This window comes from Staphylococcus condimenti (assembly GCF_001618885.1).
Taxonomy (GTDB): Bacteria; Bacillota; Bacilli; order Staphylococcales; family Staphylococcaceae; genus Staphylococcus; species Staphylococcus condimenti.
Map to the genome: position 1 here is coordinate 1,991,001 of NZ_CP015114.1, position 20,866 is coordinate 2,011,866.

The 20,866-nt window shown below is 34.8% G+C and carries 21 protein-coding genes and 1 pseudogene; 17 read left to right on the forward strand and 5 right to left on the reverse strand.

Features of this window, described 5'->3' with window-relative positions; genetic code table 11:
- Positions 1–171 precede the first annotated feature (171 nt).
- Entirely contained in the window at positions 172–1,203 is a 1,032-nt protein-coding gene (locus A4G25_RS09535; RefSeq protein WP_047132574.1) for an NAD-dependent formate dehydrogenase, read from the reverse strand.
- 677 nt (positions 1,204–1,880) lie between these two features.
- Here A4G25_RS09535 and A4G25_RS09540 point away from each other — a divergent pair.
- A complete protein-coding gene (locus A4G25_RS09540; protein ID WP_047132573.1) occupies positions 1,881–2,324 on the forward strand; it encodes a hypothetical protein in 444 nt (147 codons plus the stop codon).
- Positions 2,325–2,357: 33 nt separating this feature from the next.
- A complete protein-coding gene (locus A4G25_RS13005) occupies positions 2,358–2,531 on the forward strand; it encodes a hypothetical protein (protein WP_156483163.1) in 174 nt (57 codons plus the stop codon).
- A 448-nt stretch (positions 2,532–2,979) separates the two neighbouring features.
- Here the strand turns inward: A4G25_RS13005 and A4G25_RS09545 are convergent, their stop codons facing one another.
- Positions 2,980–4,116 carry a 5,10-methylene-tetrahydrofolate dehydrogenase gene (locus tag A4G25_RS09545; protein ID WP_047132571.1) on the reverse strand — a complete coding sequence of 379 codons (1,137 nt, stop codon included), beginning with the start codon at positions 4,114–4,116 and terminating at the stop codon, positions 2,980–2,982.
- A gap of 3 nt (positions 4,117–4,119) precedes the next feature.
- Positions 4,120–5,328, reverse strand: a complete 1,209-nt coding sequence (locus tag A4G25_RS09550; RefSeq protein WP_047132570.1) for a hypothetical protein — start codon at positions 5,326–5,328, stop codon at positions 4,120–4,122.
- 205 nt (positions 5,329–5,533) lie between these two features.
- Here A4G25_RS09550 and A4G25_RS09555 point away from each other — a divergent pair, with 205 nt between their 5' ends.
- The 11 genes and pseudogenes from A4G25_RS09555 (at position 5,534) to A4G25_RS09605 (ending at position 14,865) form a co-directional block, all read left to right on the forward strand.
- On the forward strand, positions 5,534–6,259 hold the full coding sequence (locus tag A4G25_RS09555) for a hypothetical protein (RefSeq protein WP_047132569.1): 726 nt from the start codon (positions 5,534–5,536) through the stop codon (positions 6,257–6,259).
- A 252-nt stretch (positions 6,260–6,511) separates the two neighbouring features.
- Positions 6,512–7,105, forward strand: coding sequence for a tyrosine-type recombinase/integrase (locus A4G25_RS09560; RefSeq protein ID WP_047132568.1), 594 nt, complete (start codon positions 6,512–6,514; stop codon positions 7,103–7,105).
- 95 nt (positions 7,106–7,200) lie between these two features.
- A complete protein-coding gene (locus A4G25_RS09565) occupies positions 7,201–9,675 on the forward strand; it encodes a DUF4040 family protein (RefSeq protein ID WP_047132567.1) in 2,475 nt (824 codons plus the stop codon).
- On the forward strand, positions 9,662–10,087 hold the full coding sequence (locus A4G25_RS09570) for a monovalent cation/H+ antiporter subunit B (RefSeq protein ID WP_047132566.1): 426 nt from the start codon (positions 9,662–9,664) through the stop codon (positions 10,085–10,087). Before A4G25_RS09565 ends, A4G25_RS09570 begins: the two co-directional genes overlap by 14 nt.
- Entirely contained in the window at positions 10,084–10,431 is a 348-nt protein-coding gene (locus A4G25_RS09575; protein WP_047132565.1) for a Na(+)/H(+) antiporter subunit C, read from the forward strand. Before A4G25_RS09570 ends, A4G25_RS09575 begins: the two co-directional genes overlap by 4 nt.
- Positions 10,424–11,920, forward strand: a complete 1,497-nt coding sequence (locus A4G25_RS09580) for a Na+/H+ antiporter subunit D (protein WP_047132564.1) — start codon at positions 10,424–10,426, stop codon at positions 11,918–11,920. Before A4G25_RS09575 ends, A4G25_RS09580 begins: the two co-directional genes overlap by 8 nt.
- A complete protein-coding gene (locus A4G25_RS09585; RefSeq protein ID WP_047132563.1) occupies positions 11,920–12,408 on the forward strand; it encodes a Na+/H+ antiporter subunit E in 489 nt (162 codons plus the stop codon). The genes A4G25_RS09580 and A4G25_RS09585 overlap by 1 nt, the downstream gene beginning before the upstream one ends.
- A complete protein-coding gene (locus tag A4G25_RS09590; protein ID WP_047132562.1) occupies positions 12,405–12,701 on the forward strand; it encodes a monovalent cation/H+ antiporter complex subunit F in 297 nt (98 codons plus the stop codon). The genes A4G25_RS09585 and A4G25_RS09590 overlap by 4 nt, the downstream gene beginning before the upstream one ends.
- Positions 12,679–13,155, forward strand: a complete 477-nt coding sequence (locus A4G25_RS09595; protein WP_047132561.1) for a Na+/H+ antiporter subunit G — start codon at positions 12,679–12,681, stop codon at positions 13,153–13,155. The genes A4G25_RS09590 and A4G25_RS09595 overlap by 23 nt, the downstream gene beginning before the upstream one ends.
- 56 nt (positions 13,156–13,211) lie before the next feature.
- Positions 13,212–13,505: pseudogene (locus A4G25_RS09600) on the forward strand (DUF2316 family protein).
- A 367-nt stretch (positions 13,506–13,872) separates the two neighbouring features.
- On the forward strand, positions 13,873–14,865 hold the full coding sequence (locus tag A4G25_RS09605) for a D-lactate dehydrogenase (protein ID WP_047132560.1): 993 nt from the start codon (positions 13,873–13,875) through the stop codon (positions 14,863–14,865).
- A 132-nt stretch (positions 14,866–14,997) separates the two neighbouring features.
- Here A4G25_RS09605 and A4G25_RS09610 read toward each other — a convergent pair whose 3' ends face one another.
- Positions 14,998–16,365 (reverse strand): amino acid permease, encoded by a 1,368-nt coding sequence (locus A4G25_RS09610; RefSeq protein WP_047132559.1) that lies wholly within the window; start codon positions 16,363–16,365, stop codon positions 14,998–15,000.
- Between the two features lie 320 nt (positions 16,366–16,685).
- On the opposite strand from A4G25_RS09610, the gene A4G25_RS09615 reads away from it, so the two are divergent.
- The 4 genes from A4G25_RS09615 to A4G25_RS09630 all read left to right on the forward strand — a co-directional run bounded on the left by A4G25_RS09615 (position 16,686) and on the right by A4G25_RS09630 (position 20,493).
- Complete coding sequence (locus A4G25_RS09615) at positions 16,686–17,321, forward strand: NDxxF motif lipoprotein (protein ID WP_052766771.1); 636 nt, start codon at positions 16,686–16,688, stop codon at positions 17,319–17,321.
- Between the two features lie 145 nt (positions 17,322–17,466).
- Positions 17,467–18,366 carry an ABC transporter ATP-binding protein gene (locus A4G25_RS09620; RefSeq protein ID WP_047132558.1) on the forward strand — a complete coding sequence of 300 codons (900 nt, stop codon included), beginning with the start codon at positions 17,467–17,469 and terminating at the stop codon, positions 18,364–18,366.
- A 1-nt stretch (position 18,367) separates the two neighbouring features.
- On the forward strand, positions 18,368–19,957 hold the full coding sequence (locus tag A4G25_RS09625) for an ABC transporter permease (RefSeq protein WP_047132557.1): 1,590 nt from the start codon (positions 18,368–18,370) through the stop codon (positions 19,955–19,957).
- 185 nt (positions 19,958–20,142) lie between these two features.
- Positions 20,143–20,493 carry a zinc ribbon domain-containing protein YjdM gene (locus A4G25_RS09630; protein WP_047132556.1) on the forward strand — a complete coding sequence of 117 codons (351 nt, stop codon included), beginning with the start codon at positions 20,143–20,145 and terminating at the stop codon, positions 20,491–20,493.
- A gap of 37 nt (positions 20,494–20,530) precedes the next feature.
- On the opposite strand, the gene A4G25_RS09635 is transcribed toward A4G25_RS09630, so the two are convergent.
- Positions 20,531–20,785 (reverse strand): hypothetical protein, encoded by a 255-nt coding sequence (locus tag A4G25_RS09635; RefSeq protein WP_047132555.1) that lies wholly within the window; start codon positions 20,783–20,785, stop codon positions 20,531–20,533.
- Positions 20,786–20,866 lie beyond the last annotated feature (81 nt).

Below are 20,866 nucleotides of genomic sequence, written 5' to 3' on the forward strand. Positions count from 1 at the left end.
AGACTTTCGTTAAATCGGAAGTCTTTTTTATTGTTATTGCAACTTACATATATAAAAAGGTCGCTTCCTAGTTTTATGAATAGAAAGCGACCTTGAGATAATTTATTCCATTACATTAAGTTTCTGAAATCAAAGGGGGTTTTAATTTATGACAACGTTCGATATTCGAACTTATTTATCTTTTTTAGTTTGGTAGCTTTGACTTGCTACTTTGTTGTTATCAACAATAACATATTCAGAACGGATAGGTGTATTTTCCATAGCGTTATTAAGCATTTCTTCTACACCTTTTTGAATACGTTTTTGAGCTTCAACAGTCATACCTGAATAGTGTACAGTCATGCCTGAATTTTTAAGTGAACGCCAAGGGTGATCTTTTGGTGCTGGTTGAGGGAACCAAACGTCGCCGCCATATCTGATGTGTCCATCTTCAACAGCTTTAGCAATTGCATCTGTATCAACAATTGAACCGCGTGCACAGTTAACTACAGCTGTACCTTTTTGCATTTTATCGATGACGCTTGCATCAAATTTACCTTTTGTATCAGGAGTAAGCGGTGATTGAATAATGATAACATCAGATGTTTCTACTAATTCATCAAATTCAACATATTCAACGCCTAATTCTTTTTCAACGTCTTCTTTTCTGAATGGATCGTTATAACGGATATTAACATTAAAAGGTTTTAAGCGTTGTGCAGTTAATTGACCAATACGACCAAATCCGAAGATGCCGACTTTTTTCTCTTGTAATTCAAATGCGCCAGAACCTACTAATGGCAAGTCCCATTCGCCTTCTAATGCTTGTCTATGGCCTTCTTCATAGTTTCTAAGCAGTAATAGTGTTTCTAGAACATTTTGTTCAGCAACACTTTCGTTGTTGCTGCCTGTTACTTCAGCAACAATAATGCCGTGTTCTGCAGCTGCTTCAATATCTACATGGTCAGAACCGATACCAGCTGTAATTGCATATTTAAGGTTTTTAGCTTTTTCGATTCTTTCTTTAGTGATATAAGCAGGTAAGAATGGAGAAGAAATTACAACATCCATATCCTCAACATAGTTATCAATTTCCTCATTACTAGAAACCAAGATTAACTCGTTATCAGTACCTTTTAAGAATTCTGGTAAACCTAAAGCTTCTTGTTTAGACAATAATTGAGTAGATTTTGATGCTTCTGGGAATAATGCTACAATTTTCATTAAAAATCATTCTCCTTTTAAATGATAGTTGGCTGCTGTCTTCTTTTCTGCTGTTGATAAAAGTACTTAATAGCGCAAAAAACTCCCATCACATCGATATGCTTTTAGCATATGAGTATGACGGGAGTAGTATTCAGCACATTCAGTACTTAAGACCAATCCGTTGAAAAGAATATATATGAAGGCAACAGTCAGTTCGCTTTTGCCTTAATTACTATAATTGCTCAATAGTTTTTTGATTAGCCAGATGCACAATTAGTACACTGTACCAATTTTTTTAAACTATCGAGAAAGTGTTGAGAATGTTTCTCAACTACTTGATATCTCAATACTAATACGCATCGTTTTATTTGTCAAACTTTCGTAACAAGTTATTTATTTTTTAGACAAATTTGTCATCTTTATGAAAAATAAAATAATGATAATAATATGGTTTGAAATATTGACGCTATTGGTTTTTATAAAGTGAAATATTAGATTTTAATCTTTGAATTACGCTGAAAAATTTTATGATTATATATAAGAGATAAGTTATTTTTTGGTCGAGAAAATAGACTTTTATAAGCAACTACGTCATATAGAAAGTTATGTTTCAATATGGTAACCTACTTATGAAATCAAAAATCTAATTGTAAAAAATATTTATGGAAATTTAAATCAAGAGGAGGCAGTACCGCATGAGAAAATGGGGACTGACATTAGTTGCTGTATTTTTAACGATTATTCTTACAGCATGCAGTCAAAATGATTCAAAAGATGAAAGCAAAAAAGAAACTTCTGAAAAGACAAGTCAAAAGAAAGAAACATCTCAAAATGAAAACGGAGAAGGATTTAAAGGGATAAAAGAAAAAGGGAAGAGTGAAAATAAAGATCAAAATGATAAAAGTTCTTACAAGCAAGTGATTGAGTATACAGATAAGCAAAAAATTGCGATGTTGTTATTTCAACCAGGATTGGAAGGGAAATTTATCACAGCAGATGACGTGTTAAAAGGTGAATATAAATCAAACTTCGGTGACGGCTTGAAAACGAAACAACTTCCTGAATTAAAAGTGACTTCTTTGCCAGAAAACCCTAATATGCAAAATAAACCTGAAGGTACTAAATTCTATTTAATTTAACCTTTCCCTTCACAGTATTCAGTAACTGTAGCTATGAATGAACAGAATATGATTATTTATGGAACTCAAAGTCCGATACCAAGTTACAATGAATTATTAAATGGAATGGATGGAATGGCAAAAGTTTATAATACAAAAGATGTTATTAAGTCTGAAAAAGATAATCTTAAATTAAAAGAAGTAGAAAATAAAGTTGATATGCAATAGGAGGCAAGACAGATTAAAGAAGTCTGCCTTTTTATATTACAATGAAACGATAATCGAGACTGACAGATGTCTAACTTCAGACAACCCTCAGTCTCACCTGTGGGATGATTGGGTTATATAAGACACATGTGATAGCATGAAAATGTGTGAAAACAATGCAGATTTTATACAAAAGTTATTAAAAGGTACTGCGAAAATCCGGAAAGGGCGTCGCAAAGATGAAACAGTATTTTCAAGAAATAGGACAAAAATTATGGTTTAACCTTTTTGCAATAATCTTAGGACTTGTCTTATTCATCATTTACTTATTATTTGATAGACCCTATCTCTGGTTGGGATTTTTATTTTCCATTTTAATCATCATTCCAGCTGGTTATCGTATTTGGAAGTATAAGAAATAATAAAAGTCTTCGCTCACACATTTCTAGCGAAGACTTTTATTGATTTATTATTCATGTTCACTACGTTCTTTGCTTAATGCTTTACGCATTTGCTGACGTGAACCATACGTACTTTCTCGTACCAATTTTTCGTTGCGCATACCTGCGCCGATTGCACCGGCTATTGTTGAAATAGAAGCTGCGAACCATGCGATAAAGATATATAGAGAAAATGGTGCAGCATGTTTCAACTCTAATTGTCGACCTAAGAATCCTGACGGTAGAAGTATCAATGCGGCAATAATGTAAAGTAAAACTAAAACAATGTAATATATCAGTACAGAAGTACCTAACGTAGTTAATGTGGTCATGTTATATAAACGTGTAATTTTATGGTTGGCACTATGTTTAGTAGATTCCCATAAGTTATGCGCTAAGATAATCCAAGCAATCATGCCGATAATCGCAAATAAGGATAACATAGTTAGTCTTCCTGCTGAAAAGGTGTTGCCGAGTTGCCACATGGTCGAGAAAATCATTCCAGATGCTCCTGTGGTGAAAGCAATTGCGATGACGCTGTTCATACTTTGCATTAGGCGTAGCGGGTTATTTGCAAAAGTCATGCCGCTTAGTAAACGTAAATTCCCGCTTATTTTTGAAGCAACGATATAACGTATATGCATCGTATGCGTTTCATCAGCAAAAGTACGAATTTTTCTTAAGTTGGAAAATGGGAAGATATCTCGATATTCTTTTTGGCGTTCTTCATCGTCTTTTTCAGCAGTTCCGTTCTGAGCATGATCACTAAATTGCACATTAATTTCATGAATGACTGTCACGATTGTTTTCTCTAAACGTTTAGTTAAAGGACGCCAACCATAAGCAGGAATAGATATCATACTTGCACCATTCTCTTCGTTGATATCAACCGCGATGACAGATTCATTATCATGAAATAACGGTAAATCAGTTAAACTGATAATATAATTCCAATTATAACGATCTAAATAATCTTCTGTTTTTTGATAAGCTTTTTCAGCATCTTCTGCTGACCCAGTCAAAGCATCTACCACAACTTCAATTTTCCATTTATATTGAGATGAAATATATTTTGATAATAAATCCGGCAAGTCATAGACCATTTTATGTGATAATTTATTGGCTATGCCAGGAGCTGCTACAATTCCAACCACTAATTGTTCCAAATTTTAGCCTCCTTTCTGTGTATTTTTATTTTGTTCTGAATCAGAAGAGTAGTATTTCGTTGACTCCCATTCTTTAGCTTCTTCATAACGGACACGTTGACGATAAGAATAAGTCATATCTCTTATTTTATCTTCATTCTCTACGGAAGCACCTAAGGCTCCAGCTAAGAAGCCGAGAGAAGTAAGGAACCAAGTGAGATATAAGAACTGACTCCAACTTCTTATACCTTGATTAGAAGTCATCATATTATATAAATCATTCGGTACAAAAAGTGCGACACTTATCATCAAGAGCGCAAACAAAATCATGTAACTAATTGCGATGATTATAAGCAAAGTCAGTACAGTTGTAATGTTATAAACAGTGCGATATGTGCGTGTAGTAAGTGAAGTAGAAGTTTCCCATAGTCCATGCGCATACATTATCCAAAGCGACATACCGCCAACTGCTAAAATTGTCATCAGTATAAAGCGTAAATTAGAGAATTCGATACTCATTTGCCATGGAGTAGAAAAGATTGTGAGGTACGTAGCTGTCGCAAAAGACAGAGAAATGATTTTTTTGAAATTCGGTATCTCTTTCCATGGTTCATTAGCACGCGTCATACCAAAAAGTAAAAATATCCAACTGATAATTAACGGTTTAAGTATAAAACGTGTAGTTGTATTGGATTCTGAGGTTTCATCGCCATCTTTTTGCTCCGAAGAGGTTTCCATATCGTTATCTTGTTTTTGATCTAAAGGTGCTGCTTCAGGTTTGATACGTGTAATCCAAGATAAATTCAATTTGTGTTGTTGCTGCCCTTCGTCTTGATGTTGCGAACGATAAATACTTTCTGAAAAATAAAGTAAGCATTGCTTTAACTTTTTACGTAAGTTCATCCAACCTAAAGCAGGCAAAGATATTATCGCAGTTGAATGTGTTTCATCCAAATTACCGACGATAATACGACGATTTGAGACGATTGGAAGATCAGTAACTACAATTCCGTAATCCCAGTTGTGTTCTTGTTTTACATTTTGCGCCGCATCTAAACTTTTATTAACATCTTCAGCTGAACCAATCAAAGGATCGGTAGTGACATGAAAATGCCATTCAGCATCGGTATCTAATTCTTGATTCAAAATGGTCGGTAATGATTCAACAACTTTATTTGATAAGCGTTCTGGAAATCCAGGTGCGGCTATAATACCTACTTTAAAAGACGCCATTTCGCAACCTCCTTTCTATATTAATGGAAAATTCACGACTTATAATTTAAATTTAATTTGAATACAAGTCAAATATCATATGCATTTAAATTCCCCATGTTAGTTATTTAAAAACCTCGTAGAAAATGAGGTTGAGTGTAAAATATAAGTTGTGTAAAATATTAAATAAATACAATGAGTGCCAACAAAGTAAGGGGATTTCATCATGAAAAAACATCAATTCATATCACTGGTATTAGGATTTATAGTAATATTAGCAAGTTGTGGAAAAACAGATGACCAAGAGAAAGAAAATCATTCAAAAAAAGAAACAGAAGTGCATCAAAAAACAAAAACAAATAAGGAAACAGATTCAGAAAAACAATCTTCAGAAGCTTCCAAACAAAAAGAAAATCAAAAGCAAGATAATCAAGATAGTACTGAAGATCAAAAACAAGAAACACAAAAGAATACACCTCTGTCTGATGAAGAAATTAAAAAAGAAGTTGCGATGATGTTGCTAAGTCCGCAATTGAAAAAGCAATTCATTAATGGACGACAATTATTGGAAGGACAATATCCTGGAACTTGGGGAGTAGAACAAGGCAAACCGTATGAAGTGATTCTTGAAGCGAATGAATACAGATTGTCTGATGGGAGATCGATGCCGCCAATTTATGGTGGACCAGAAGGAATGCGTTATTTTGAGGCCAGTCCTCCAAGCGGATCTTTTGCAACGATAGTAGGCGTGAGTAGAGAATATGTATGTATCATAGCTACGCAAAGTGCTATTAACAATTACGAGGAGGCGCTCAACAGCGGGACTTCCCAACAATTCAGAGTTCAAGATTTAAAACAAAATATTACTAACCAAGCAGAGATTAATCAAGTAATGAATAAAATCACTCTAGGTAATAATGAGTTTTTAAAGCCAAAACGTATAGATGAATAATAGATGGAAAGAAATGGACAGAGGTTCATTTCTTTTTTTGTTAAACAACAAAAAGTGTTATTTTATTATGACTGTTGTTTGTTTCTTTTTAATGAAAAATTTCTTTTGAGATTATTTAGACTTAAAATAATTTGAAAAATTTGAACAAACCACTTTTATGTTACTCAAATATATATTATCATTAATATGTAACATAATTTAATTTTGCTCACAAAGGGTACGTTAAAAGATGAGAAAAAGGAATGAAGAAATATGGAATGTGTATTGCCGATAAAAGACAAAATGCATATTGAAGCAATGTATCGTGTTTTAAAACAACATAGCCAGCGTGACTATTTATTATTGAATTTCGCGATACATACGGGTGTTAAATTAAGTACATTGCTTAACCTCCGCGTAGTTGACATTTTGAATTCGGAGTATAAAGAAAACAAAAATCAAACATTTCAAAACATAACACCGAAGATGATTATTAAGTCTTGGACGAACTCACAATTTCCTGAAATTGTCGTACCGCTTTCTGATGCTTTACGCAAAGCTTTGACTGATTATATCTTGGATAATGAATACATGGTTCAAGATTTTCTTTTTCAATCGAGCAGAACAAAGAAACAGTTATCACGACAACAAGCATATCGAATCATTCATCAAGCAGCGGAAGAAATTGAACTTTCACATATCGGTTTGCAGTCTTTACGTAAAACATTTGCTTATCATGCCTATAAAGCAGGAACACCGATTACAGTGATTCAAAAGTATCTTGGTCATCAGTCGTTAGCTGAAACGATTAGGTTTATCGATATACCAAGTGTGGCTAAAACCATTGAAATCCACTTAGATATTTAATCTCATTTTTTAATAGCAACCTCGCAGCGTTATCGTTATTGCATTTTTCACTTTTAGCATTACAAGTCAATATATAGAAAGGAGTTAACTTCATTATGAGTCTTATATGGCTGCTCATTTTTGTTGTCGCCATCATGTCAGTGATTTTGGCAACGAATATAAAAACAAAAAAATTCAGCACCTTACAGACTGATGTTCAATCTGAGAATACAGTAGAAACTTCTACACAAAAATCTATCAAACCTTTTGCCCGTTTCTCAGGTTGGATTGCTCTCATTGCCCCTGTTGTCAGCGCAATATATTTTGTCTTTAAGATTAATCAAACCGCTGAAAGTAAAATCACCTCGATTTCATTACCATGGATGCCAGTTATTGATTTAGATTTCGCATTCCGACTTGACGGTTTATCGATGATATTTGCACTGTTAATCACTTTAATAGGTACAGGTGTTGTATTATATGCCAATGCTTATTTATCAAAGGAACATGACGACTTACCAAGATTCTATTTTTATTTAATTTTATTTATGTTCGCCATGCTCGGTGTTGTGTTAGCAGATAATACAATATTGCTGTACGTATTTTGGGAATTGACAAGTATCGCCTCATTCTTGCTTATTTCTTATTGGTATAACCGAAAAGCTAGTCAAAATGGTGCGCTGAAGTCTTTCTTGATTACTGTATTCGGCGGCATGTTCATGCTAATTGGTTTCATTATTATTTATAGTATCGCTAAAACAAATACAATTTCTGAGTTAGTAACACAGACAGATACTTTAAGTGCCTCACCATGGTTTCCATTTGCTGTAGTTTGTATATTGATCGGCGCATTTACAAAATCAGCTCAATTTCCGTTTCATATTTGGCTTCCTGATGCGATGGAAGCCCCTACACCAGTCAGTGCTTATCTGCATTCAGCCACAATGGTGAAAGCAGGATTATATCTTTTATTTCGATTTACTCCTATCTTAAGTTACGCCCCTTGGGTTGGTTATATCGTGATTACAGTAGGGATTATAACGCTGGCAGTGGGCTCATTTGTTGCTGTTGGTCAACGAGATTTAAAAGCATTATTAGCTTATTCAACGATTAGTCAGCTTGGTATGATTATGTCTATGGTTGGGTTTGGAATGTTGACTTATAGTCTTCATCATTCATTTGTAGAATTTTTCGTAATCAGTCTCTTTGCAGGACTTTTCCATCTTATCAACCATGCTTTATTTAAGAGTGTATTATTTATGGGAGTCGGGATTATTGATCATGAGACTGGTACACGCAACTTGGCAAAGCTAGGCGGATTACGCAAGTTATTGCCTGTTACTGCAACAATTATGACAATCAGTGCAATGGCTATGGCAGGATTGCCTTTCTTCAATGGTTTTTTATCCAAAGAAATGTTCTTTACAACTTTAGTGAATGGACGAAAATTACCGATTGATGACCAAATATTTATGAGTATTATGTTAGTTGTTGCAATCGGTGCAAGTGTACTGACGTTTGTTTATAGCTTGCGCATGATAAAAGATACCTTCTTCGGACCATTAAATAAAGAAAAGTTGCCGCATATACCTGGCCATGAGCCTATCAGTATGTATATTGCACCGGTTATTATCGTGTGCGGCTTACCGTTATTTTTCATCATACCGAATGTTTTGGGTAAATATCTTATTACTCCAGCTCTGCGAGATATCAACCATACTGCAGTTGTAGAGAAATATGTCCCTCATGTAGCAGCATGGCATGGATTTACGGCTGAACTAGGTATAACACTCATTATTTATACGATAGGCATTTTGTTATTATGGCGTTCGCGCTGGATGAAAGTATATAACCGAATTCCTTCAATTCTTTCAATTAATTCACTTTATAATGCAATGTTGAAGTGGAGTGAAGGTTTCAGCCGACGTAATATGCAAACAATGATGAATAATAAACTAAATCAATATTTACATGTTATTTATCTGATGTTTTTTGGAATGCTGGCATATGGATTTATTAAAGTAGGTTGGATTCCGATAAAAGGATTTGAAATAACGCCATTTACGTGGTTTGAAATTCTAGTATTGGTAAACATCATTATTCTTTCAGCAGCTTTACTTTATATTCGAGAACGAATGGCGATGGTTATTTTAAATGGTGTCATCGGTTATTCTATTGCGATTGTCTTTATCTTGATGAAAGCACCTGATTTAGCCATGACACAATTGGTGATAGAAACAATTACGACAATTTTATTTTTACTGGTGTTCCATCATTTACCAAATGTCCAAAGAGATAAAGTTCTTTGGGGGAGAGAAGCGGTTAAACTCATTATTGCATTCTTAATGGCGCTTTTCGTAATGACTTTTGTAGTGATTGCATTGCAAGATCCTCCATTCCAGAAAATTTCAAGATTTTATGAAGATAGTTACGATTTAGCCGGTTCAAAAAATATTGTTAATGCCATTTTAGGAGATTTCCGTGCACTCGATACGATGCTAGAAGGTATTGTGATTATGATTGTCGGTCTTGGTATCTTTGCTTTAGTTAAATTCAAAATCAGAAAGGATGAGTCCAATGAAAGAAAATGATATTGTTCTGGAAACCATATCGAAAGTAGCTGTGTTTATCATTTTGACATTCGGTGCTTATATATTTTTAGCAGGTCATGATAATCCAGGCGGCGGCTTTATCGGCGGACTTGTTTTCAGTTCTGCATTCATACTGATGTTTTTAGCCTTTGATGTACAAAAAGTAGTAAAGTCGCTTCCGATTGACTTTCGTGCTGTGACGATATCAGGTTGTTTGCTTTCTATTGCAACTGCAGTGACACCGATATTTTTTGGGCACCCATTACTTTCTCATGAAGATGTTTATGTGACAGTACCTTTATTAGAAAAAATACATCTATCAAGTGTCACTATTTTTGAATTTGGTATTTTATTAACAGTAGTAGGCGCAGTCACAACAATAATGCTCGCGATAAGTGGTGATAAAAGTTGAATACGATACTCATTATAATTATAGGAATTTTAACTTTTGCAGGAACGTATATGATTTTATCTAAAAACCTGATTCGTATTGTCCTTGGTACTGCAATTTACACACATGTTGCGAATTTAGTAATTTTAGCAATGAGCGGTTTTAACGGGAAAAATGTGCCGATTATAAATGGAGAAGGAAAGAATTACGTAGATCCGTTACCGCAAGCATTAATTTTAACTGCGATTGTAATCGGTTTTGCTGTGACTGCTTTCTTGCTTGTGTTAGTTTATAGAACCTATAAAGTGACGCGTGTAAATAGAATAGAGGCCTTGCGCGGTGAGGATGATGATGTAGATGAATAATTTATTATTAATACCATTACTCGTCCCACTTGTCACTGGTCTGGTACTTTTCTTCTTTAAAGAACGTTTAATGGTCACACGTCGTATCGCAATTACAATGTTGGTGATTACAACTGCAGTTTCTGTGTATTTGTTGGTTCATGTATTTAATCATCAAACATTAGTAATTAACTTTGGTAACTGGCAGCCGCCGTTCGGTATTCAATTTGTAGGCGATACGCTAGGACTCATTTTTACAACTATCGCAAACTTTGTCGTGACTGTTATTATCTATTTCGGTTTCGGTAAAAAAGAACATCTTGCCAATCGTTATTTCTTACCTTCTTTCATTCTATTTATGTTAACAGGTGTGAATGGCAGTTTCTTAACAGCAGATATTTTCAACTTATATGTCATGTTTGAAATTATGCTAATCTCATCTTTTGTTCTGCTTACACTCGGACAAACTGTTGAACAGCTGCGTGCTAGTGTCATTTATGTTGTGATGAATGTGGTCAGTTCTTGGTTTTTCTTAATCGGAATTGCTTATTTATATGGAACACTCGGCACGTTGAATTTCGGACATTTAGCAATGCGTATTGCTGAAAGCAATCAAACACCTGCAATGACAATGGTCGCAATTATAATGATTTTTGTCTTTGGAGGCAAAGCAGCCTTAGTCATGTTTATGTGGTTGCCTAAAGCTTATGCTGCTTTGAATACTGAACTAGCAGCATTGTTCGCAGGTTTAATGACTAAAGTAGGTATTTATGCTTTGATTCGAGTGATGACATTGCTTTTTGACCAGCAACCAGATATTACACATCAGCTCATGTATTATATGGCTGTCATCACTATGATTATTGGAGCGGTTGGTGTATTAGGCTACGAAGACGTGAAGAAAATTGCTGCTTATCAAGTCATCTTATCTATAGGATTTTCAGTATTAGGATTAAGTGCTTTGAATGAAACAGGTGTAACGGGCGCTATCTTTTATGCTGGGCATGACATGATTATCAAAACGTTACTATTTTTAGTTTTAGGTGTCTTCGTTGTTCAATGCGGATCTCGAAGTTATAAAAACATGGGCGGTTTGATTCATGTACATCCAAGTTTAGGTATCATCTTTTTTATACTGACATTGTCAATTGGAGGCGTACCGCCATTCAGCGGCTTCCCGGGTAAAGTTCTTATTATTCAAGGCGCAATGGAAAAAGGTTATGTGACAGGTGTTATTGTTTTAGTGATTACAAGTATTATTGCGATGTACAGTTTGCTGCGTATCTTCTTTGTGATGTACTTTGGACAAGAAAATGTACCTCAAGTGAAAAATACACCTTTAGCCATGCATAAAATTGTCGCAATGATGTTTTTAACTGCTGCAACTATTTTCATGGGTGTCTGCGGAGAATGGTTCTTAGATTTTGCACGCCAAGCAGCTGAATTTAATTTGCACCCGAGTGAGTATATTAAATCAGTTATTCCTGATGTGAAAGTGGAGGTGGACTAATGTTAGCGCAATTAACGTTAAATATTTTAATCGCATTTTTATGGACTTTGTTCCAAGATGAAGATAAATTTCATTTGTCCACTTTCATTACAGGTTATTTAATAGGTATCGCGATTGTGTATTTAATTCATCGCTTCTTCTTTAAACGTGTGTTCTATTTGAAGAAAGTGTGGGTCATTTTTAAATTTATCATCGTGTATAATGTTCAGTTATTTATTTCTAGTTTTTCAACTATCAATTACATCCTTTTCAAATCACATGATATGAATCCAGGATTGTTAATTTATGAAACGTCGCTTAAAAGAGATTGGGCGATTACTTTATTGACTTTGTTGATTATGTTGACACCAGGCTCGTTAGTATTGAGAATATCGCCTGATGGCAGTCGGTTCTTTATTCATGCGATTGATGTATCTGAAAAGGATAAAGCGATATTAACTAAGCAAATTAAAAAATATGAACGCTTAATTTGGGAGGTGCTTAAATGATTGAGACAATAATAATGTGGATTATTCATACTGCACTTGTAATTTACGGTATTGCGGTCATCATCTCTTTATATCGTATCGTTAAAGGACCAACCACGCCTAATCGTGTAGTTGCATTTGACTCGATAGGTGCAATGGTAATTTCAATCGTGGGCATACTCAGCATCGTACTTGATACGCTAAGCTTCTTAGATGCTAGTTTGATTATTGCAATCTTAGCATTTTTAAGTACTATCGGAATTTCACGCTTTGTGGAAGGAGGGCGTATCTTTGAATCTAAACGAAATCGTTAGTTTATTTGCAGCTGTCTTGATATTATTAGGTTCTATCGTAGCTTTGATCAGTGCAATTGGTATTGTTAAATTCAAAGATGTCTTCTTGCGTGCACATGCGGCGACTAAGAGTTCAACTTTATCCGTATTACTATCTTTAATCGGTGTTTTTATATACTTCTTAATGATGCGAGACTATTTCAGTGTGAGAACATTATTAACGATTTTGTTTTTATACCTGACTTCACCTGTAGCAGGCCAGATGATTGTACGTACAGCTTATAACATTGGATCTTACATGTATATGAAAGATTCGCAAAGAAAAGGTACCTCTTTGAACATTTCCTATAATCGTAAAGAGGCACTTAAGAACCGTAAGTTGCGTGCAGCCAGAAGAAAAGAAATTACAGAAGCTTTCAGAAAAGGTGAAAGAGAGCCGACAATCAGTTATAAACCGTATCACAAGAAAAAATAAAAGAAATCATTCTTTTATATTACAGTAAAATACAAGGAGAAAAGGGATGAAGTTCAGTGTCATTAAATAAAGAACAACGCGCTATTACACGCGATGAATTACAAGCACATTTTGAAAAATCATCTTTGAGTAAAACGGACTTAGCAGATGCTTTAGATGTTTCAGTTGAAGATATTAATCATGTTTTAGAAATGAAAGCACCAAGGTTCGGCAGTTAATTACAAAACTTTATTCATCTCGTCTGGGATGTTCGAGATGAGATGAATTATAATATCCGTAGTCACGGTAAAGAACCTGAACCATATACTTATCTTAAAGGTGAGAAGGAAGACTATTGGTTCTTGCAATAAAAAAATCATCAAAGACTCTTTTGAAATTGATGCTGAAGAAGCATTGTTTCAAAAGAGTTTTTTTATGAGCAAAGTGCATTGTAATCCTATGAATTCAGATGTGTTTTTCTTTTCGGCATTTCATTAATGAGGAAGAAATACCGTATTGTACTGATTAATTTTATACTATTTTATTAACGAGATATGGAGAGAATATAAAAATACAAGATAATTTTATAGTAAAACACATATGAAAAAGGTATAATGAAATAACAGATAATTCAGAATAATGCTTAGTCTCTTGACTATGTGAATATATTCACATAAAATAATAAGTGAGATAAGAATTATTCAATTACATTAATTTTTTAGAATCGAGGGAGTAATTATGACAAGAATTAAATTTTTTGGTACACGCGATTATGAAAAAGATATGGCTTTAAACTGGGCTAAAGAAAATGACGTTGAAGTTTCATTTTCTGAAGACTTTTTAAGTTATGACACATTAGATCAACTTGAAGGATTTGATGGTGTAACGACAATGCAATTTGGTAAACTTGAGCCTGAAGCTTACCCTAAATTGGAAGAAATGGGTATTAAACAAATCGCACAACGTACTGCAGGATTTGACATGTACGACTTAGAATTAGCTAAAAAACATGGCATTATCGTGTCAAACGTTCCTAGCTACTCTCCAGAAACAATTGCTGAATACTCAGTAGCAGCTGCGTTGAACCTTGTGCGTCATTTCCCACAAATTGAAAAACGCGTTCAAGATTATAACTTCACATGGGAAGCACCAATTATGGCTAAACCAGTGAAAAACATGACAGTTGCGATTATCGGTACAGGACGTATCGGTGCATTAACTGGTGAATTATTTGCAGGTTTCGGTGCTAAAGTTGTAGGTTACGACTTATATCCTAATGATTCATTAGATTTCTTAGAATATAAAGATTCTATTGAAGAAGCAGTTAAAGACGCAGATATCGTATCATTACACATGCCGGCTACTAAAGAAAATCATCATGCATTCAATAAGGAAATGTTTGATAAATTCAAAGATGGTGCTGTATTAGTCAACGCAGCGCGTGGAGCAATGGTAGATACAGAAGCAATGATTGACGCTGTAGACAGCGGTAAATTATTAGGCGCTGCAGTAGATACGTATGAATTCGAAATGCCTTACTTCACATTTGATTGGTCAGGCAAAGAATTAGAAGATGATACTTTCAAACGTTTAATCGAAAATGAAAGAATTCAATTGACACCGCATATCGCATTCTTCTCAGATGAAGCGGTACGTAACTTAGTTGAAGGCGGCTTAAATGCTGCATTGAACGTGATTAATACTGGTGATACACCGACACGTTTGAACTAAATTTGTTGAGTCGAAGTTATATATAATAGATGCCGGAACAGCCTTGTTGTTCCGGTTTTTTAATTTAAGATGTTTTACATTAAAAAAACAGCGGTCATCTTTAATAAGGTGATCGCTGTTTGTGATATTCAACTATTTATTTTTTGAAAGACGATTTTTAAAACCACCCAGTTTGTATGCTGCAAAAAGCAACAATAACCAGAAAGGTGAGAAGTAAAGTGCAACACGTGTATCTTCAGCCAAGAAAAGTATCACAATCACAACTGCAAAGAACACGAGTGTACTATATGAACCAACTACACCGAAGAAGTTTTTGAATTTTGATTGTGCATGCAGTTCTGGGTGCAGTTTACGATACTTGATATAACAAACTAAAATGATTGTCCAAATGAAAATAAAGAATATTGTCGCGACTGTTGTTACGACAGTAAAGACTGTATCTGGAATGATGTAATTCAAAAGTGCGGCTAAGAATAAAACGACACCTGAGAAAATCAAGGCATTGTATGGCACACCATGACGATTGGCTTTACCTAAAGATTTCGGTGCACTTTCAGAAACAGATAAACCGTAAACCATTCTGCTGTTACTGAATAAACCGCTGTTTGCAGCACTTGCAGCTGAAGTCAATACGACAAAGTTAACAATACCGGCAGCCGCTGGAATACCAGCAAGTACAAATAAGTTAACAAATGGGCTTTCTTTTGGATCAAGTCGATTCCAAGGCGTAATACTCATAATAACCATCAAACTTAACACATAGAAAATAATGATACGGATACCGACACTATTGATAGCTTTCGGTAAGTTTTTCTCAGGATTTTTTGTTTCACGTGCAGTAACACCGACAAGTTCAATCCCGACAAAACTGAAGACTGCCATTTGAAAGGCCAGTAAGAAGCCCATAACCCCATTAGGGAAGAAACCGCCATGAGAATAAAGGTTGCTGAATCCGCTTTTAATATGATTCGCAGATGTGAAACCAGTAAAAATCATCCATAATCCAATGGCAATCAAGAATAAAATAGCAATTACTTTAATAATCGCAAACCAAAATTCGATTTCACCATAAGCTTTTACAGTCATTAAATTCAGAGCTAATAGCACAAACACTGTGATAATAGCTGTCAGATAAGGCGGGAAGTTCGGCCACCAGAAATTAATATACTTTGTTACAGCGGTAATATCTGCGATACCAGTTGCTACCCAACAGAACCAATAAGTCCATCCTGTAAAGAAGCCGGCCATGTGGCCAAGATAATCATCAGCGATATCAATAAATGAATTGTAGTTGCTGTTAGAAAGCAATAATTCACCTAGTGCGCGCATCATAATGAATAAGAAGAAACCAATAATGATGTAGGCAAGTAAAATGGAAGGGCCGGCTAACGCAATACTTTTACCTGCGCCTAAGAAGAGACCAGTCCCGATTGCACCCCCGATAGCAATCAATTGAATATGCCTATTACTCATACTACGTTTTAAATCGTTGTTTTCCATAAAGTTGCACCTCTTTGAAGTTTGTGAAAAAAGAATGGTGTGCACACTGCGAAATCATCGCTGCATCTCATCCAATTTTTTTGTATTGCACGGAATAGAGTTTATGTATGGAAATATTATACACTAAAAATATTGAAAAGAAAGTCAAATTTTTAAATTTTCAAAATTCTAAGAAAATGAAAGCGTTTTATATATAAACAAGACAATATTTGGAGGATTTTTGAAAAATATTCAAAATGATTATTTGTGATAAACTTTAAGGGTATGAAATGAAATAAATACACCATTCAGAACAGAAAGAAAAGGATGGCGAATCTATCGTGAAACAAAAACTGGCAACGTTAATGGCATGTACATTAATATTATCTGCATGTTCAGGATCCAATGAAGAAACAGATAAAGAAAAAGAACCGCAGAAAAAAGCAACGCAAAAACAACCTACTGAAAAAGATACTGCTAAAATTAATTTGAATCCTGAGATTTTTAAAAAACAAGATAAGAATAAAACAATCAGTGAAGCAGAAATGAAACGTGACATCCAACAATATTTAAATGCAGATCATGATTTGACAAGAATCACTGAAAACTACGAAGACAAAATGTATTCAGATGAAAAGTTAACTAAAAAAGAAGCCTCACAAATTAAACATGCAAGTAAGCTGACAGATGAAAATGATAATAACTTTTCTAACTATATCAATCAAAATAAATTACCGAAAGGTTATGACAAATACGCTCACAAAATCAGCCGATATATCATGACATCAAATCAATATTTAAAAGATTTAGAAGAAAAAATCGATACTGCAATGGATCGTGCTGGAAAAGGAAAGCTTACGTTGAAAGAATTAGAGGATTTAGATATAAAAAATGATGCGGTAAATGGTAAACAACAAAAAGTGATTGAAGATTGGCTCAAAGAAAAAGACATTCAAACACGTGCTTTTAAAAAATAAAGACAATCAACAACTGAATTGACAAAGGACAGCAATGCTTTTCATAAGGATTGCTGTTTTTTTATATTATCTAAGAGGATAGGTGTATAATGAAATCAAGTTAAAGAAAGCGTTTTCTATAATAAAAGTAAAGCAGGTGGTTGCTATGACAAACGTGTTAGAAGTTCATGATTTAACCAAACGATTCGGAAAATTCGAGGCTTTATCTCATTTGAATTTAACAGTTGAAGAAGGAGAAATATTTGGATACATCGGTCCGAATGGTGCAGGAAAATCAACCACAATAAAAACAATACTAGGGTTGTTGAAACCAACTAATGGTAGCGTTAAATTATTCGGTCAAGATGCTTTTAAGCATCCAGTCAGCATTCATCAACATATCGCTTATGTTCCAGGTGATGTAAATCTATGGCCGAATTTAACGGGCGGTGAGGTCATTGATTTCTTATTAAGCCTGCAAAAAAATGTAAATCATAAGCGGAAGCAAGAATTAATTAAACGTTTTGAATTGGATATTCGTAAAAAATGCGGAGCTTATTCAAAAGGAAATCGTCAAAAAGTCGCTCTAGTCACAGCGTTAAGCATGGATGCAGAATTTTATATCTTTGATGAGCCCACTTCAGGATTAGATCCATTGATGGAAAAAGTATTTCAAGATTACGTACGAGATTGTAAAGCACGCGGCAAAACTGTTCTGCTTTCAAGTCATATATTATCTGAGGTAGAACAGCTATGTGATCGTGTAGGTATTATCCGAAAAGGTAAGATGGTAGAGGTAGGTACATTAGATGAAATGCGGCATTTGACACGCATGCGCTTTACAGTGGAAACATCCACACCGCTGACAGATGTAGACAAACAACCGGGAATTCATGATTTAACAGAACAAATTGGTGTTTATCGTTTCCAAGTAGATACTGATCAAGTTGGCGAAGTGATTCAATACTTAAGTCGTTTCAACGTGAAAAAATTAGAAAGCCAACCTCCAACTTTAGAAGACCTGTTTTTACGTCATTATGGCGAAAAAATTAAAGAAGGTGATTAAAATGAAACAAAATTTATATCACACTTCCAAAATAACGTTATTTTACCTAAAACGAAATAAATGGAAAATGTTCTTTTGGTTAGCAGGTCTGGTATTACTCACGCTTATTATACCGCCTGCATTTAAAAATATTTATCCTGATAATAAAGAATTAATTCCAGTTTTTGAAATGTTCAAAAGTCCGGCAATGGAAGCGATGCTTGGAAAAGCACATTTATCTCAAGCAAATCTTGCGACAATGTTCGCTTATGAAATGCAACTATTTACAATCATTCTTGTAGCCATTATGAATATTTTATTTGTAGCCAAAGATACACGCGGCGAAGAAGAAGACGGGCGTCTAGAAATGATGAGCGCCTTACCAATTGGACGTGATGCAGTACTCACAAGTGCAGTTATTCAACAAGTGATTGTCAATAGCGTGTTGGTACTTGCTATAGGAATCGGTTTATCTCTCATTAATATTCCGCATTTTACAGTTGAAGGCAGCTTTTTGTATGGGGCGAGCTTAGCTGCTTCAGGTTTGCTGTTTGGAATGCTGACGCTGGTGGTCGCTCAATTATCTGCTACAAGAAGTCAGACAGTAGGTATCAGTATCAGCTTATTGCTTATTATGTACTTATTACGTGCGATAGGTGATGTTTCTGCAGAAGGCTTATCAAATTGGATGCCGCTCGGATGGATACCGCATACTGAAGTTTATAGTAACAATCATTGGTGGCCGATCATTACACTTATAGCCTCATCTGCAGTCTTACTCATCATCGCCTTTATCTTAAATAGCAGACGTGATGCAGAAGCAGGATTATTACCGACGTTTTCAGGGCATGCTGAGGCAGGATGGTTATTGAAATCGACCTTAGGGATGCAATTCAGATTGCAACGTACAGGGCTTATCGCTTGGGGAATCGGTATGTTTGTACTTGGTTTATCTTATGGTTCTGTATTTGGAGATTTAGATGCATTCTTTAAAAATAACCCGATGTTGAAGCGTATGTTGACAGGTGATGGTACAAATTATGCAGAGCAATTTGTACCTATACTCATGGCAATCATGGGGATGGTTGCGACAATTCCGGTACTCATGGCTATATTCAAAATACGTAAAGAGATGTCTTTTCACCGTGAAGAATTAATACTTTCACATCCTGTTAGCCGTATACGTTATTTAATGAGCTTTGTATGGATTGGTTTGCTGAATAGCGTAATGATGATAATATTTGCTGCGTTAGGTATGTATGCAGGCGAAGCAAGCAGTATGAAAAATCCGATTGCATTTGAAAAAATCATCATTGCAGGTGCGGTTTATATTCCTGCTATCTTAGTATTTGCAGGTCTTGCTGTTATGGTAGTGGGATGGCTTGAAAAAATGAGTATTCTCGTTTATCTCTATTTGGCATATTGTTTCTTGGTCGTCTATCTTGGCCAATTGCTGGATGTAAAAAAATGGTTGAAAGAAATGACGCCGTTTGGTCATGTTCCAAGACTCCCTGTAGCCGATATGAACTGGCCTCCATTATTATGGATGCTGCTCATATTTATAATATGTATGGTTGTTGGAATAATTGGTTTCAGACGGAGAGACATTTAATGATTCTAAGTAGACTATATTGTAAGGTTTAGTTTCATCTTCAAACACATACAGGGGAGAGTTTAAATAAGTAGATGAAGCTTTAAAAAAGTAAAATCACTGACACAATTTTAAATTTTTTTGAGCTTTCTTTTTCAATCAAAGCATGGTAAATTAAGTAGGTTATTAAGCATCAGGAGGAGACAATGGAACAAACTTTACCTAATTGTCCGAGCTGCGGTTCGGAATATACTTATTTGGATGGTGCATTATTTGTATGCCCGATGTGTGCACATGAATGGACACAAGATTCAGTAGAAGAAGCAGAAGAAGCATTAAAAGTACGTGATGCAAATGGTCAAGAATTAGTAAATGGCGATACAGTAACTGTAATTAAAGACTTGAAAGTAAAAGGTGCATCATCAGTGATTAAGCAAGGTACGAAAGTTAAAGGTATTCGCTTAGTTGATCCAGAAGATGGACATGATATTGATTGTAAGATTCCAGGTTTTGGACAAATCGGTTTGAAATCTATTTATGTCAAGAAAATAAAGTAAACTTAAACCTCTCACTTGTTGGCGTGAGAGGTTATTTTTATATCATAGATTTCTTTTGTTTTTTCAAAAAATAACTTGTAATATCTGCAAGGATACAAGTCACAATCAATACTGTGATTGTGATGACTTGAGGTGTATTTTCAATATGAAAAACGAGTTCAAATTTACCAGCACTTTGGAAGTTTGTATAAAAGTTCAATGCTAAGATAGTTAGAACACTGATAACACATAAGATTCCGATAATATCGCACAATAATTTAAGACGTGGATGTTTTAATTGTCGATTCATCATTTAAACACCTCCGCATTCAAAGAGTTTATATCTTACCGTAAGTATATCATATAAAATTGTTAAATAATTATGAATCTTATT